This is a genomic window from Flavobacterium sp. GNP002 (assembly GCF_054343795.1).
Genome location: NZ_JBTGUW010000001.1, coordinates 594,552 through 610,126, shown reverse-complemented (window position 1 = coordinate 610,126; position 15,575 = coordinate 594,552). Strand labels below are relative to the sequence as shown.

At 32.9% G+C, this 15,575-nt stretch carries 10 protein-coding genes, 2 tRNA genes and 1 pseudogene; 6 read left to right on the top strand and 7 right to left on the bottom strand.

Annotated features, from left to right (window positions below):
• Position 1 precedes the first annotated feature (1 nt).
• From ACXX80_RS02785 to ACXX80_RS02765, 5 genes and pseudogenes are all read right to left on the bottom strand, one after another.
• A complete protein-coding gene (locus ACXX80_RS02785; RefSeq protein ID WP_458551894.1) occupies positions 2-1,663 on the bottom strand; it encodes a peptidase domain-containing ABC transporter in 1,662 nt (553 codons plus the stop codon).
• A 15-nt stretch (positions 1,664-1,678) separates the two neighbouring features.
• Entirely contained in the window at positions 1,679-2,350 is a 672-nt protein-coding gene (locus tag ACXX80_RS02780; RefSeq protein ID WP_458551893.1) for a TetR/AcrR family transcriptional regulator, read from the bottom strand.
• Positions 2,351-2,474: 124 nt separating this feature from the next.
• The gene (gpmI, locus tag ACXX80_RS02775; protein ID WP_458551892.1) at positions 2,475-3,992 is read right to left on the bottom strand and encodes a 2,3-bisphosphoglycerate-independent phosphoglycerate mutase; all 1,518 of its coding nucleotides are present in this window, start codon (positions 3,990-3,992) and stop codon (positions 2,475-2,477) included.
• Positions 3,993-4,132: 140 nt separating this feature from the next.
• Positions 4,133-6,549 (bottom strand): annotated as a pseudogene (locus ACXX80_RS02770) (DUF5916 domain-containing protein).
• A 133-nt stretch (positions 6,550-6,682) separates the two neighbouring features.
• Positions 6,683-9,076 carry a DUF5916 domain-containing protein gene (locus tag ACXX80_RS02765; protein WP_458551891.1) on the bottom strand — a complete coding sequence of 798 codons (2,394 nt, stop codon included), beginning with the start codon at positions 9,074-9,076 and terminating at the stop codon, positions 6,683-6,685.
• Between the two features lie 188 nt (positions 9,077-9,264).
• On the opposite strand from ACXX80_RS02765, the gene ACXX80_RS02760 reads away from it, so the two are divergent.
• Positions 9,265-9,987 carry a murein L,D-transpeptidase catalytic domain family protein gene (locus tag ACXX80_RS02760; protein ID WP_458551890.1) on the top strand — a complete coding sequence of 241 codons (723 nt, stop codon included), beginning with the start codon at positions 9,265-9,267 and terminating at the stop codon, positions 9,985-9,987.
• On the opposite strand, the gene ACXX80_RS02755 is transcribed toward ACXX80_RS02760, so the two are convergent.
• Positions 9,976-11,565 (bottom strand): L,D-transpeptidase family protein, encoded by a 1,590-nt coding sequence (locus ACXX80_RS02755; RefSeq protein ID WP_458551889.1) that lies wholly within the window; start codon positions 11,563-11,565, stop codon positions 9,976-9,978. The genes ACXX80_RS02760 and ACXX80_RS02755 overlap by 12 nt on opposite strands.
• Before the next feature lie 550 nt (positions 11,566-12,115).
• Here ACXX80_RS02755 and ACXX80_RS02750 point away from each other — a divergent pair.
• A tRNA-Gly gene (locus ACXX80_RS02750) sits at positions 12,116-12,188 on the top strand.
• A gap of 44 nt (positions 12,189-12,232) precedes the next feature.
• A tRNA-Gly gene (locus ACXX80_RS02745) sits at positions 12,233-12,308 on the top strand.
• Between the two features lie 158 nt (positions 12,309-12,466).
• On the opposite strand, the gene pepE is transcribed toward ACXX80_RS02745, so the two are convergent.
• Positions 12,467-13,174 carry a dipeptidase PepE gene (gene pepE / locus ACXX80_RS02740; RefSeq protein ID WP_458551888.1) on the bottom strand — a complete coding sequence of 236 codons (708 nt, stop codon included), beginning with the start codon at positions 13,172-13,174 and terminating at the stop codon, positions 12,467-12,469.
• 148 nt (positions 13,175-13,322) lie between these two features.
• Here pepE and ACXX80_RS02735 point away from each other — a divergent pair, with 148 nt between their 5' ends.
• From ACXX80_RS02735 to ACXX80_RS02725, 3 genes are read left to right on the top strand one after another with little or no spacing between them, the layout of a single operon-like run.
• Positions 13,323-14,078, top strand: coding sequence for a hypothetical protein (locus ACXX80_RS02735; protein WP_458551887.1), 756 nt, complete (start codon positions 13,323-13,325; stop codon positions 14,076-14,078).
• A complete protein-coding gene (locus ACXX80_RS02730) occupies positions 14,068-14,796 on the top strand; it encodes a hypothetical protein (protein ID WP_458551886.1) in 729 nt (242 codons plus the stop codon). Before ACXX80_RS02735 ends, ACXX80_RS02730 begins: the two co-directional genes overlap by 11 nt.
• The gene (locus ACXX80_RS02725) at positions 14,783-15,562 is read left to right on the top strand and encodes a peptidase associated/transthyretin-like domain-containing protein (RefSeq protein ID WP_458551885.1); all 780 of its coding nucleotides are present in this window, start codon (positions 14,783-14,785) and stop codon (positions 15,560-15,562) included. The genes ACXX80_RS02730 and ACXX80_RS02725 overlap by 14 nt, the downstream gene beginning before the upstream one ends.
• Positions 15,563-15,575 lie beyond the last annotated feature (13 nt).

The following is a 15,575-nucleotide window of genomic DNA, read 5'->3' as shown; positions in this document are numbered from 1 at the left end:
ACTATTTATTTTTTAAATCAAGTTGAATAGTACCATTTTCCATAGTGATGATGCGACTGCATTTGGTTTTCCAATATGGGTTTTTTGAGGAAACTATTATCGTCCAGTTATTCTTTTCGGATGTAAGGAAATCAATTATTTCATTAGCAACTTTAATGTCCATCATGTCCATAGGATCTTCATAAAAAAGGATTTTTGGTTTGTGTATGATACTTCTAGCCAACAGTACTTTTTCAGCATCGGAAGATGATAATTGCTTGCCTTCCGGGAAGATGTGTGTTTCTAAACCCTTCGGCATCGTTTTTACAAAGCTCGAAAGTTGTACGCCCTCAATAGCCCATTTTAGATTTTCAGAACTAATTGACTTGTCATTGAACGTAATGTTTTCTAACAGAGTACCTTCAAATGGCGTTTCACCTTGAATAATACCGCCAATTTGGGAACGATATTGTTTCAGATTGATTTTTCTGTACGTATCGTCATTAATGTAAAAAGTACCGGATGTAGGTTGTAATAATCCGGACAATATGCGAATTAGAGTTGTTTTTCCAGAACCATTAGGACCTTCAATCGCTATTTTTTCTCCTTGTTCTATTTTAAGGGATAAATTACTCAATATTTCCTTCTTGGAGTCCGGAAATTTAAAAGTAAGATTTTCTATTTCCAAAGATATATTAGCATAGCAAGTATCGCTGCTAAAAGCGGTGTCGTCCTCTAATTCCATGTCAGTCACTTGACCAATTTTTTCAATGGAGGTCAGTACATCGTAGAATGTTTCAAGTCCAATGATGATTTTTTCGACAGAGGTTATAACTAATAAAATAATGATTTCTGCCGCTACGAATTGGCCAATATTCATTTGTTCTGAAAGTACCAAAAAGCCCCCAATAGATAATAATCCACCAGTTATTAAAATTTTAAAAATGATTAATTGAGTAAATTGTCTTTTAATAACATTGAAATGTTTTTCTCTATAATTCAAGTAAGCAGCCGCTATATTGTTGTTTTTTTGGAGTCCAAAATTGTAGTGAAGGTCATTTTTGAAACTATAATTATTCCGAGCTAATTCTTGTAACCAGCCTGCTACTTTATATTTGAATTTCGATTCTTTCAAACTTGTTTCTAGACCAGATTTAAAAGAGAATCGGAAAATAAAATACAAAAGAAAAAATAATAGTACTCCAAAAATAATAAAGTAAGGATGGTATAACGACAGTAAAATTACTCCAAAAGCAATTTGCAACAGTGCCGCCGAGAAATCGATTAACAGTTTGGAAGTTCCTTTTTGGATGGTCATTGTGTCAAAAAATCGATTGGCTAATTCCGGTGGATAGGAATTGTACAATTGATCCATTTTTATTTTTGGCAAACGGGCTGCAAATTCAAATGAAGCGCGAACGAATATTTTCTGTTGTAAATTTTCAGTGATTCGCAATTGCATCAAGGATAAAATTCCAACTAATGCAACACCAAAAATCACCAAAATAATTAAAACAATCCAAGAGGCACTTACTCTTCCAGATTGTATAAAGTTGATGATAGCCTGAATACCTAATGGTAAAGACAAGCTTATTAATCCGGCAAAAATGGCATAGAAAAATATTTGATAAACATCTTTTTTATCTAATTCAAGTAAGTTGTAAAAACGTTTTAATGGAGTCATAGTAGTTTTTTTAGTTTATCGAAGGACATTCGTTGTAAGATTTAGATAAAATTCAGTGGTACTCACGGATTCATTACAATCGGTAATCGTTTTTAAATGTTCAGTCAGAAAATGTTGGTGTAAACTACCTTCAACAATAGTAGAAACTAGTGATTTAGCAAAAGGATATTCAGGATTAACTTCTTTTATAATACCTACAATTCTATTGATTACCCTTTTATAAATCAGAAAGAAACCTTCCTTATTTTCCTGATCCACTTCTTTCGTTTGTACTGTTTTTGTAAATTCAGCAATGATAATTTTATTCAAAATAGCTTCATTGATGTGATCAGTGTTCGCGTCATCAGTAACTTTTTCAGTTACAATAGTGATTGCTTTTTTTAATTTTTCGGTTGGATCCAAAATATTTGTCGTAGCAAAAACCAGTTTATATTCCATCCAGCTCCAATACCAAGAGGATAAATAAACCAATAATTTATGTTTGTTTTCAAAGTAACGATAAATCGAGCTTTCATTGGAACCAATTTTTTCTCCTAACTTTTTGAAGGTGAAATTATCGAATCCAATTTCGTTTATCAAAAGGATACTTTGTTCTATAATTTTTTTACCTAAAGGAGACGTTTCCGGATCCTTAACGTAGATTTTTTCGTTGACTTGTATTTTTAAATTAGATAGTATTGTATCCATAATTGATAATATTTTATGCAAATATAATAGTATTACTATCAATAATGAGATTTTAACTTTTATTTATAAAAAAAGCTACTCGTTTGGAGTAGCTTTTAATTCAAATATTGGTAGTTGATTTTATTTAAAGTAAAGAATGACAAGTCATTACTTCTGGTTTTTCTACTCCCATTAATTCTAAGATAGTAGGAGCAATATCGCCAAGAACTCCATCATGAATCACTCTTAAGTCTTTGTCTACTAAAATAATTGGGACAGGATTTGTAGTGTGTGCTGTATTTGGACTTCCGTCAGGATTAATCATCGTCTCACAATTCCCATGATCTGCAATTACAATAGTCGTATAATTGTGTGCTAATGCTGTTGTAATTACTCTTTCAACGCATTTATCAACCGCTTCACAGGCTTGTATCGCTGCACTCATAATTCCGGTATGTCCCACCATATCGCCGTTGGCAAAATTAAGACACACAAAATCTACCTCTTCTTTTTCCAATTCAGGAATTAAAGCTTCTGTCAATTCAAAGGCGCTCATTTCTGGTTGTAAATCATAAGTGGCAACCTTTGGAGAGTTTTTCAAGATGCGGCTTTCGCCAATAAAAGGTTGTTCTCTTCCACCAGAAAAGAAGAAAGTCACGTGAGGATATTTCTCCGTTTCAGCAATACGAATTTGCTTTTTGTGGGCTTTTTCTAAAACCTCACCAAGAGTTTCCGTAATATTATCTTTGTTGTAAACGACTTTTACGTTTTGGTAGGTTTCGTCATAATTAGTAAGCGTGACATAATACAAATTGAGTTTGTGCATGTTTTGTTCATGACAATCCATTTGAGTCAATACTTCCGTTAATTCTCTTCCTCTGTCTGTTCTGAAATTAAAGAAAATAACGACATCATCTTCTTCAATTGTGGCTAATGGTTGGTTATATTCATCAACAATAACTGTTGGATGAATAAATTCATCGGTTACATTAACTTCATAACTTTCTTCGATGGAAGCAACAGCATTTGTTGAATGTGTTCCAGTACCGTTTACCAATAAATCGTAAGCGAGTTTTACTCTTTCCCAGCGTCTATCGCGATCCATTGCATAATAACGTCCCACAACTGAAGCCAGTTTTACGGTAGTATTAGCAATATAATCCTGTAAATCCTGAATATAATGTTTACCGGATTTTGGATCTACGTCACGACCATCTGTAAAGGCATGGACAAAAACTTTTTGTAATCCGTGTTGTTGTGTCGCGTCAATCAAGCCGCGTAAATGAGAAGTATGCGAGTGTACACCACCATCTGAAACCAGACCTAAAAAGTGTACTTTTTTATTATTTATTCGAGCATAAGTAAAGGCATCAACTAAAACTTGTTCCTTTGCTAAAGTGTCATGCGCAACGGCAAGGTTAATTTTGGCTAAATCCTGATAAACAATTCTACCAGCACCAAGATTCATGTGTCCTACTTCACTGTTTCCCATTTGTCCTTCAGGAAGTCCAACATTTAAACCGTCTGTTCTAAGTTGGGCGCTTGGAAAATTTCTATATAAACTGTTAATAAATGGCACATTGGCATTATCAATTGCTGATACTTTAGGGTCAGGAGATTTTCCCCAACCGTCCAAAATCATAAGAATTACTTTTTTGTTCATTATACTATATTTTAAACAAAGATAAAGTATTTCTAAAAATGTTCGAATGAATGGAAATCACTATTATACATTCGGAGGTTAACAATAACAAATAATGATTATTTTGTTGTGGAAAGTTGTCTTTTTTAAAATTAATGCATTTAGAATTTATTCTTAACTTGATTGTAATCTATAAAATAGCGCACACTTATTGAGAAAACATGACTCAATGCATCGTTATTCAATAGATTAGTAACATTGTCCCTAAATTCTTTATTGATGTCTCTTTCAAATGCACCAGCATTATTTCGATATAAAACAGAAACTTGACTTCCGGGAGCAAACCACCAAGAATAGGACAAGTCAGCATTCCAGGAATAAAAACTCGAGTTTTTATTAGTTGTATATCCTGTAAAATCAGCAAGTCTTCCGTTTTGTTCTAATGATAAAGTATTTTTATTTTCGGCATATGACCAATATTGACGCAACGAAATATTAAATGTCATTTGGCTGTTCAATGAATACTTTCCAGAAAGCGTATTCGAATACGTAATTACGTTTCTATTGGCAAAAACTATTGTGTTTGGCGTAGCCGAATTCAGGTCGTCATTAATGCTGTCAATGTATCCTTTATTATTATTTTGTCTGAAAAAATTGAAGTTGTAATTCAGTGATAATTTATCATTAAAACGATATCTTGGACCAATAGAAAAACCATAGGAATTTCTTCCTGACTCATCAAAAAAAGCATAAGAAGGATTTACATCGATGGCAAAACTATTATTGTAATTAGTGGAAACATATATATAACCTCCTATTTTAGTTGGTTTTATAACGTATCTGTCGGCCGTTCTAGGTTCGTAATAATCAAATGTTTCTAATGGATTGGCATCAATCCCAATTCCAAAAAAGTGATTTTTTTTGTTTTTAGAATTTATCTCAAAATTGATATTGCTGGATTGAATTTTACCTGTTTCTTTTTGAAACTGTGAGTAAAGGTTTAGGTAAGCATTAAAGCTGTTAAACACCTTAGTCGGATTAAGGATTCTGTAACTTGTATTCCCATATAAACTGTAATAATTAGTTTCAAAATTGATTCCTAAATCATTATTGTCAAAATCTTTTGTAGCTACGTTAGCACCAAAACCATAACGGTATTTTCCACTGGTTTCAGAGAAATTTAATTGGGAATTAATCCCTTTTTTATCTTCAACATCATTGATATAACTGTATTTGAAATCTCCAGAAAGGTTGTAGGTGTTTTTCTTAGTGTTTAAATCCCAAACTAAAGCTGTAACATTTCCATCTCTAAAACTTCCGTTCCGAGTCACATTCGTATTTACAAATGCAACGGAGGAATTTTTGCGAAAGCGCTGATCCAGTACCAAAACATTATAATTTGCGAGTGGTTCAACAACTTCTTTTCGGACATCTTGTGTGTTATTATTTCTAATTGTAGCAGTTGTTTTTTCGGTAACAGCATTTAAGATACCAACTCCTAATCCATTCTTAGTTCTTCCAGAAACTTTTAAAGCATTGATAAGATTGACACTAGCCGGATTGTCTATAATTTCTTCATCTGCACCAGCGGTTGGATAATTGATTGGGTTTCCCCCAATTCGTCTTGAATAAACCAAATTCCCTTTGCTGAACAAATCCGTTCCTTCTGTGAAAAAAGGCCTGTTCTCGTTAAATTGTTGTTCGAATGGTCCTAAATTAAGGATTTGATCATCGTATTTTGTTTGTCCAAAATCAGGAATCAGAATCATATCTAGCGTAAAAGCGTCGTTTATTCCATATTTTAAATCCAATCCGCCTTTGAGCGTTCCATATGTTTTTTGTTTCGAGTCAGCATTTACATAAAAGGAAGAATAAGGCAAAAGGAAGAGTCGAGTAGGAGGTTTTATGTTTTCAATTCCTTCGAGAACTCCTGTTTGTTGGGTAAATGTTCCTAGTTTTGAATCGATGAAGTTCCAAGTAAATTTTTGTCGGTCTCGTCTTATTTCTCTAAAAAAATTCAGTCCCAGGTTTGTTTATTTTCGGCAGAAAAACGCAATGCGGCGTATGGAATTCTCATTTCAACAACCCATCCTTTATCTGTAATTAATGCTTTGCTTTTCCAAACGGCATCCCAAGAATAATCCTCTCCATTAGTATCTGTGGTAATACAATCGGCTTGGCCATCTGCTGCATTGACAAAAAATTGAAAATCTTGTTGTCCATCATTAAAGCCATTTATAAAAACTCCAAAAAGGTCAGAAGTACCAAAATTATCTCTTTGGGTGATTTCTCTTAAAATTTTATCTGGATTGTCATCATACATCAAGGCTCCAATGTATATGGCGTCGTTATCGTATAAGACTTTTACTTCTGTTCTCTTATTTTCTGGAATAGCTTTGCCATTGTCCGGATCAAACATGATGAAATCATTAGCTATTGAAGCGGTTTGCCATGTATTCTCATCTAATTTTCCGTCGATTTCAATTTTTTCCGAAATGAATTTAGTTTGTAAGACTTTTTTTTGGCTGTAGCCAAAAGCAGATAGAAATAGAAAACAAAGTAATAACTGATTTTTCATGAAGCGATTGATTGGTTGATTGATGCAAAAATTATAAAAACCAGAAAGCTTCAAAAGGAGAAATTACCAATCCACCGAATAGTTTGAGTTAATAGACTCTATTTTTAATTGAATGTTACAGTTTGATTTAAAATTAAAATTTATTTTTCACAGCATTGTAATCAATAAAATAACGGATGCTTATAGAAAGTACATTGGTAAGATCGCTGTTAAAAATACTTTTAATATTTTTTGATAGATCTTTTTCGACTACGTCAGCTCTTTCTAAGCCATAATTACGATACAAAATAGAGATTTCGCTTCCTGGAGCAAACCACCAAGAATACGATAGATCGAAGTTCCAAGAATTGAAATTTCGGTCTTTGTTTTGTGTGTAAGTACTGTTAGGAGTTAAATAGCCGTTGTTTTGTAAGGTGAAGAATTCATGATTTTTAGAATACGACCAATAATAACGTGCCGTAAGATTGATGGTCATTTTATTGTTTAAGGAATATTTTCCAGTAAGATCATTTTGAAATATTTCTCGATTACGTTCGGCAAAAATGACCCCAGTTTCATTAGAATCAACCCAGCCTCGATAATTACTTTGGTTGATATAATCCATTGCGAATGCGATAGAAAGTCTATCGTTGAATCGGTATTTTGGACCTAAATAAAGACCGTAATTGTCTCGGCCATCCTCATTGTATTTTGTGAATGAAGGTTGAATAATTATAGAAAAAGCATTGTTTTCATTTGATGTGAAATTTATAGCAGTAAAAATTTTTTCAGGAATAAAGACATATCTTCCATATTCACGAGGTTCGTAAAAATCGAAAGTTTTAAACGGTGTGGCTTCTAAGACAAATTCGAAATAGTCATTCTTTAAAGTTGTTGCTTTAATTTCAGTACCAATAGCGCCGGTTTGCAGTTTTCCGGTGTTGTTTTCGATTTCCAAATTGACAAATTGGTTCACTCTGAATGTATTGAAAGTTTTTGTTGGGTTAACGATTCTGTAACTGCCACTGGCGTAAGCATTATGGTAATTAGTATAAAAAATAATTCCTAAATCATTTACATCATAGTTTTCTGAAACATATTTTCCAGAAAGTAAATATCGGTATTTCCCACTAGTTTTTCTGAAATTCAATTCTGCTTTATAGCCATCGTAATCTTCAACGGTATTGATAGTACTGTATTTAAAATCTCCGTATAAGTTATACGTGTTTTCTTTTGTGTTTAAATCGAATAGTAATCCAGAAACATTCGCGTCTCTAAAACTTCCATTTCTGGTGGTATTTGCATTAACAAATGTAACGGATGAGTTTTGGTTGAAACGCTGATCCAATACTAACATATTGTAATTAGTTAGCGGCTCAATGACCTCTTTTCTCACTTCACCAGTGTCATTATTTAAAATAGTTGCTTTTGTCTTTTCGGTAACGGCATTCAAAAATCCAATACCCAACCCTTTTTCTGTACGGCCAGATATTTTAACGGCATTCAATAAATCTACCGTACTAGGATAATTAGTTATTTCTTCATTTGATGCGGTTGCTGGTTCGGTACTTGGAGCTCCACCAATCCTTCGGGAATAGAATAGATTTCCCTTGCTGAACAAATCAGTTCCTTCGGTAAAAAATGGTCTGTTTTCCTCCAACTGTTGTTCGAAAGGCTCTAAGTTCAAAATAGCATTGTCAAATTTTGTCTGCCCAAAATCAGGGACTAAAATTGCATCTAATGTAAAGGAGTCGTTTATTCCATATTTTATATCTAATCCAGCTTTTAAAGTAGTATCAGAACCAATATCACTTTGTTGGTAATAAGCAGATGAATATGGAATTAAGAAAAGTCGGGTAGGAGTTTGTATACTTTCGATTCCTTGAAGAATTCCTGCTTGCGGAATAACAGCGCCAATTTTAGTGTCAATCTTATTCCAAGTGTATTTTTGGACATCGCGCTTGATTTCACGCATGAAGTTTAAACCCCAAGTTTGTTTATCGGATTTTGAAAATCGTAAAGCGGCATAAGGAATTTTTATTTCAACGACCCAGCCAAATTCAGTGAGTGTTACTTCGCTGTCCCAGATGGCATCCCAAGTAAAATCTTCAGAATCTTCAATTGCTAAACAATCCATTTGGACTCCCGCAGCACTTACAAAAAACCTAAAATCTTGTTGGCCATCATTGAAACCATTGATGTAAACTGAAAAGTGATCTGAAACTCCAAAAACATCTCTATTTGTTATTTCTTTCTGAATTTTTAACGGTTCATTGTCATAAAGCAATGCTGATATGTAAATTGCGTTGTTGTCGTACAGTACTTTTACCTCTGTTTTTTTATCATTGCTTATAGGTTTTCCATTATCAGGTTCAAACATTATAAAATCGGAAGCAACTGAAGCTGTTTCCCAAACTTTTTCGTTTACCTTCCCATCAATTGTTATGTTTTCAGTGATTGATTTTGCTTGAAGTGTTTTTTTTTGGCTATAAACAGTATGGCTAAAGAATATTAAAAAAAATAAAGCTATAGAATGTAATTTTGACATAAATTGGGATTGATTCTAAACAAAAATAACAAAATTAACATAGAAATGGTGTTTTTTATGATTTTTCACTCAATATCCCATCAAGTTTTTCGTTGTAAATGAACTAAAATTTTGTTAAAAATGTTTTGATTCTTATTTTTTGACGTACGTTTGCAAACCCGAATTAATTTATAACTTAAAGATAATCAATGATTTATAATCTATTTCCTACTATTTTGTTTGTGCTTTTTTCTTTCTCTTCTAGCAAAACAATCATTCCTGAGCCAAATAATTTTAAACCAGTAGTTTATGCTAAAACGGTAGAGTCTAGTGTTGATGCCAAAATCGAAATGGCATACAACAATTTGCATTCTGATAAATTTGCTTTACCTAAGTTAGAAAGCTTTGCAGAAGCTTTGAAAGGGTATTATTCGTTGAAAGAAAAAGGATTAATTAAGAAAGATGTTTTAACCTTAATTGATTTCAGTTTGTCTTCGAATACCAAAAGACTTTGGGTAATTGACTTACTAACTGGAGATATATTGTTTCATTCCCTTGTTGCTCATGGTAGAAATACAGGCAATGAATTTGCTTCTAATTTTTCAAATTCAGCTGAATCGTATAAAAGCAGTTTAGGTTTTTATGTCACTGGAGAGATTTACAATGGCAAACATGGAATGTCACTTAAATTAGATGGTTTAGAAAAAGGAGTTAATGACAATGCAAGAGCAAGAGGTGTTGTGATGCATGCTGCTGATTATGTTTCTAATTCATTTATCAAAAACAATCACAGACTAGGAAGAAGTCAAGGTTGTCCTGCTGTGCCTGTTGAATTGTCTAAAGAAATTATCAGTACGATAAAAAACAAATCATGTTTCTTTATTTATCATCCTTCAAGAGTTTCTAAATTTGGAGCACAATCAATTTCTTAGTTTAGTATATAAATCGGCATCTAGATTGTAAATATCGTCTCTAAAAATCAGTTTGTTGTTTTCGCTCCAAGCAGTCCAATATAATAATTGGAAGGAAACTTCTTTTTTTATTTTTACAAATTTTGTTTTTTCGCTTTGTAGGATTTCTGTAATTTTCTCCAGATTCCAATTTAGGGAATCATTCAGTAAATATTCTGTTAGCTCTAGTGGATTGTCTACTCTGACACAACCGGAACTCAACGAACGATTTATTTTGCCGAAATAATCTCTGTGATTGGTATCGTGTAAATAAACAGAAAAGCGGTTTGGGAAAATAATTTTAACCATTCCTAACGAATTAAAAGTTCCTGGACTTTGCACATAACGATAGCTTTTGGCTTGCGATAGGTGCCATTCGTAAGGGCTTACAATTCCCTCATTGCGATCGTATATTTTAATATTTGATTCAGCTAAGTAGCTTCTATTTTTTAAAATGGCAGGAATAACATCTTCTCGCAAAATGGTTGGAGGAACTGTCCAAGTTGGATTAAAAACAACCTGAGTTAGTCTAGATGATAAGATTGGTGTTTTCCTTTTCGCTCTCCCTACAATAACTCTATGAGACCTTAGTGTGTCTTTGTCTTTGATTAATGTCAATCTGTAGTCGGGAATATTAATGATGATATATTCTTTACCCATTTCTTTTGGATACCATTTCCAGCGCTCTAGATTGACTATGATTTGTTGTATTCGTTGTTTTTTAGAAAAATTGAGAGAGGCAATTGTAGCGGGTCCAATTATTCCATCCGCGGCTAAGCCATGACGATTTTGAAATTTTTTTATGGCAAGCATTGTTTCTTCATCGTAAATGGATGTTAAGCTGTCTTGAGGTTGTAATTCTTTCCAGTAGATCAATCTTTTTTTAATGTCAATTATAGAGGGATTGGTATCGTTTGGAGAAATTATTTCTGCGATTTTTAATGCTTTAAAATTATCTTTAGGAAAAGTGTTGATTAATTTCAGTGCTGTTTTTAATCTTTTGTAAACAATATGATTGGGTTTTAATTGCTCTATTTTATCTGCTAAGGAATCGTTGTTGAGTAAATCCGTCAAGGTTTCGTTTATATCAATAAAGTTTTCTTTTAAATCCCAGTTTTTATATAGTTCTCTTGGATTTAATGTTCCGGTTGTTAAATGTGAGATGTATTTTTGAAAACTTTCGGTCAGTAAAATATCATATTTAGCCAAATCTGCATCGTTAAGTGTTGCTGATTTTTTTTCAAAATCAATTAATGTTTTTACATTGTAATCTTCTGGATCTAATCCCTCCTCGTCAGATTTAAGGAGTGCTGCTAAAATTATTTTTTTACTATCCACAGATTGCCAAGTCGTTCTGTAATTAGTGGATTTGTAAAAATCGGAAAGTGTTTTACTGTTAAAAGAAGATAGCAAGGTAGAGTCAATTCTAATAGATTTATCTTTAGGTAGAACATAAGGATTAGAAAAGTCACTTTTCAAGATTACCTCACTTTTTAGTTTTTCCTTTTTGCAACTAATAGTTGCACAGATTAATAGTATTAGAATCAACGTTTTCATCATTCAATTTTTTAAATATGATAATGTGTTCTCCAACTCCTTTATATTTCAGAAGGCAATCCTTTATGACTTGATATTTTTTTTAATAGAATCTAATGGCTTCTTTCGTACTATTGAACCTAACTAAATTTGAATTTTGGTCCATACAATATTTCTCCAAATCCCTTTTTTGATACTGTTTTTCTGCAGTAAATAAATCGTTTTTTACTTCGAATAAAGAAATAACTCTTACAGATTTTTGTGTCATACAAATCAAAATGAAGAGTAATCTCTAAAGAACCTCCATCAAAACGACAATTTTTTATCGTTTTTTTCAACCCGAAGTATAGGATTTCTTGCAGAAAATGTATCCAAAGCAACTATTTGTTCAATGTTTTGCATTATTTTTTCAAAGTTTTTTTTATGTCTTATAAAGGTATAATATTTTCATATTAAATTCTTTATGATTTGAATCCTCTTTATTAAAAAAGATTCAAGCGGTAAGATTCAGACTTTTTAAGAAAAAAACTTGCATTCAAGCAAACTTATTAATTATATTTGCACCGTTGTTAATGCGAAAGTAGCTCAGTTGGTAGAGCTCCAGCCTTCCAAGCTGGTTGTCGCGAGTTCGAGCCTCGTCTTTCGCTCTAAGTTTCAAATTTATTTTGAAATTTTATTTTACTGTTATAATGCGAAAGTAGCTCAGTTGGTAGAGCTCCAGCCTTCCAAGCTGGTTGTCGCGAGTTCGAGCCTCGTCTTTCGCTCCAAAAACCTCAAACTTTTGTTTGAGGTTTTTTATTTTAAGGTTGTGCTAGTCCCGAAGCTTCGGGATATCCCGTGAACGAAGAGATACGGGAAGCTTCGTCTTTCGCTCTTTAAAGCCGAAACTTAATAGTTTCGGTTTTTTTTATCATTTATTTTGGGACTACTTTAAAAAACTTAAATCAGTTCCGCTTACCAGTTCTTCGGGTGCTTGATTTTCTCTAAACAGGCGTGCTGTCAAATCGCCTTTCAAAGTGATATTGTCTCCTTTTACATCTAGCCAACTTCCTTCTCTTAATCCTAAAACAGGTACAGAATTATATGCATGAAACTCTTTTATTCTGGTTTCACGAGTTTCTCCCATGTGCTCAGAGTTGGTGTCAGGATCTAAATAATGTGGATTTAGATTGAAAGGAATTAATCCCAGCGTCTTAAAACTTGGCGGATATACAATCGGCATATCATTTGTCGTTTGCATCGTTAATCCGCAAATGTTACTTCCTGCACTTGTTCCTAAATACGGAGTTCCATTTTTTACCACATCAGCGAGAATTTCCATACTGTTGTTTTTGTATAATTGTGAAACTAAGACAAATGTGCTTCCGCCTCCGGTAAAAATTCCTTCTGCATTTTTTATTGCTTGTGGAGCGTCTTCAAACTCATGAATTCCGATTACTTTTTTATTTATTTTGGCGAAAGCCAAGCTTACCATTGCGGTATATTCCTCATGAGAAATGCCACTGGGTCTTGCGTAAGGAATAAAAAGAATAGTATTGCAGTTTTGAAAATGCAATTGCAATTCAGGTAATAAATAGTCCAGATAATTCTGGTTAGCAAGAGTAGAAGTACTTGCGATTAGTATATTTTTCATTTTTTAGTGAATAATTTGTGCTAAAGGTATTAAATCAGCCTTTTTGATTTCACATTTTTAATTAACATTTTTTTACCAACCCATTAGTAATTAATTTGGAACGCATTAAGATACTTTTACGAGGTATGAATAACGGATTCAAAAAGGGATGATCAGAATTGTGTACTTATATTTGGCTTTTGTAGCAACGAATGTTGTAGCACAAGAAACTTCTCGAATAAAATTGAAAGGAAAAGTGACTTCTGATGTTTCTGTTTTAGAGGGAATTTATGTGATAAACTTAAAAAGCGAGCAAGCATTAGTTACAGATAAAGAGGGAAATTTTTCTGTATTGGCTAAAGTTGGAGATACATTATTATTCACGGAAGGACAGTTTAAAGAAGTTAGAATTGGCTTAACCCAAAAGGATTTTGAACAAGAAATGCTTACTGTAAAAATGATGCCCATAGTAAATCAATTACGCGAAGTTATTGTAAGGAGCGGTATTAATGCGGTTTCAATGGGGATAATTCCAAAGGGACAAAAAATATACACTCCCGCAGAACGAAAGTTATATACTGCCAGTAATCTTAATGCCACAGCTAATGCTGGCTCTATGATGGGCGGTTCAATTTCAGCGGATCCTTTATTAAATTGGTTTTCAGGTAGGACTAAAATGCTTAAAAAAGAAGTTGAAGTCGAAAAGAAAGAATCCTATATGAGGCAGTTAGAGAATATGTTTACCATTGATTATTTTGTAAATACATTAAAAATACCTTCTGAATATGTTAAAGGATTTGAATATTATATTGTTGAGAACGAAAGATTCGTGACTATTTTAAAATCAAAAAATGTTACAATGACTACTTTCTTAATTGGAGAATTAGCAACTAAATATAAAGAAATAATCGCAAGTGAAAATTAAAACTACGCTACAGTTTATTGTTTTTTTGTTCGTGCAAGTTGTTTTTGCTCAAACGGGTAATGTAAAAGAGCTTCGAGGAAAAATTATCGCCGATTCTGTTGCGGTTGATCGCATTACTATTGAGAATGTAACAACGGATAAAACTGCTTTTTCGGATGCGAACGGTTTCTTTACTATAGTAGGAAAAGAAAACGACGTTTTGGTGTTTACAGCCGTTAATTTAGAAGGTCTCCGAATGAAAATTGACAAACAGGATATGCTGCAGGAAGTTATTACGGTAAAGATGATTCCTAAAAGTATTATCTTGAAAGAAGTAATAGTGAATGAATCTACCATCACTGCAGAAAGTTTAGGGATTATCCCTTATGGACAAAAAAAATATACACCTGCCGAAAGGAAATTATACACGGCAACTTCGGGTAACGGTATCGATGGATTGCTGAATGCAATTTCAGGTCGGAAAGCCATGCTGAAAAAGGAAATTGTAATTGAAAAAAAAGAACAATTATTAGCTAGAATCGAAGTCCTTTTTGAAGATAAATATTACATCGAAACCTTAAAAATCCCCACAGATTATATTAGAGGTTTTCAATATTATTGTATTGATGATACTAGTTTTGCAAATGCTTTGCGATCTAAAAATAAGACAATGGTCATGTTTTTAATAGTAAGGCTCGCCGAAAATTATAATGAAATTATTGCAGGTGAAAATAAATAGAATTCTTCTGGTGGTTTTATTTTTAATGTTCCAAATATCTTTTGGGCAAACTGCTGCTGAAAAGCTCCTTCATGGCAAAATTAGAGTCGATTCGGCTTATATAAGTGGAATAAATATCTTAAATTTAGTAAGCCAAAAAACAGCTGTCACAAATAGTGATGGAGAATTTTTTATTTTGGCTAAGGCCAATGACGTACTGGTTTTTACAGCGGTAAATCTTGAAATTCACAGGAAGTTAATCGAGGAAGAAGATTTGATTTTGGATGTATTAAATATAAAAATGGCTTCTAAAGTAACGGAGTTGAAAGAGGTAATTGTTAATTTGAATTCAATTAATGCAGTTTCACAGGGGATTTTAGCTAAGATTCCTTTAAACTATACACCAGCAGAAAGACGATTGAGGACAGCAGGCGATTTTAAACCCATTATGCTGCTAAATTTATTGGGCGGAGTAATGCCTCTCGATCCAGTGATCAATAAAATAAATGGGCGAACCAAACGACTTAAAAAATTAGTTGCTTTAGAGAAAAAAGAAAAATCAATTAAAATAATTTCTGAGTGGTATGAGCAGGATTATTTTACAACACAATTAGGAATACCTGTCGCGTATGTAAGTGGATTTAAATATTATCTGGTAGAGCATGAAGCTTTTTTAAAGGTGTTAGAATTTCAGGATAAGGAGGAAATTTCTTTTTATATGGTGGGTTTGGCAGAGGAGTATATTAAGTTATTGAGCAATGAAATACAAACCGGTCTAAGTAAATAAAACAGAAACCAAA

What these genes read in the sequence shown, in the direction of transcription:
- ACXX80_RS02765 (WP_458551891.1), bottom strand. Translation starts at nt 9,076, where the DNA reads ATGTCAAAATTACATTCTATAGCTTTATTTTTTTTAATATTCTTTAGC.
- pepE (WP_458551888.1), bottom strand. Translation starts at nt 13,174, where the DNA reads ATGAAAAATATACTAATCGCAAGTACTTCTACTCTTGCTAACCAGAAT.
- ACXX80_RS02755 (WP_458551889.1), bottom strand. Translation starts at nt 11,565, where the DNA reads ATGATGAAAACGTTGATTCTAATACTATTAATCTGTGCAACTATTAGT.
- ACXX80_RS02780 (WP_458551893.1), bottom strand. Translation starts at nt 2,350, where the DNA reads ATGGATACAATACTATCTAATTTAAAAATACAAGTCAACGAAAAAATC.
- ACXX80_RS02760 (WP_458551890.1), top strand. Translation starts at nt 9,265, where the DNA reads ATGATTTATAATCTATTTCCTACTATTTTGTTTGTGCTTTTTTCTTTC.
- ACXX80_RS02785 (WP_458551894.1), bottom strand. Translation starts at nt 1,663, where the DNA reads ATGACTCCATTAAAACGTTTTTACAACTTACTTGAATTAGATAAAAAA.
- gpmI (WP_458551892.1), bottom strand. Translation starts at nt 3,992, where the DNA reads ATGAACAAAAAAGTAATTCTTATGATTTTGGACGGTTGGGGAAAATCT.
- ACXX80_RS02735 (WP_458551887.1), top strand. Translation starts at nt 13,323, where the DNA reads ATGATCAGAATTGTGTACTTATATTTGGCTTTTGTAGCAACGAATGTT.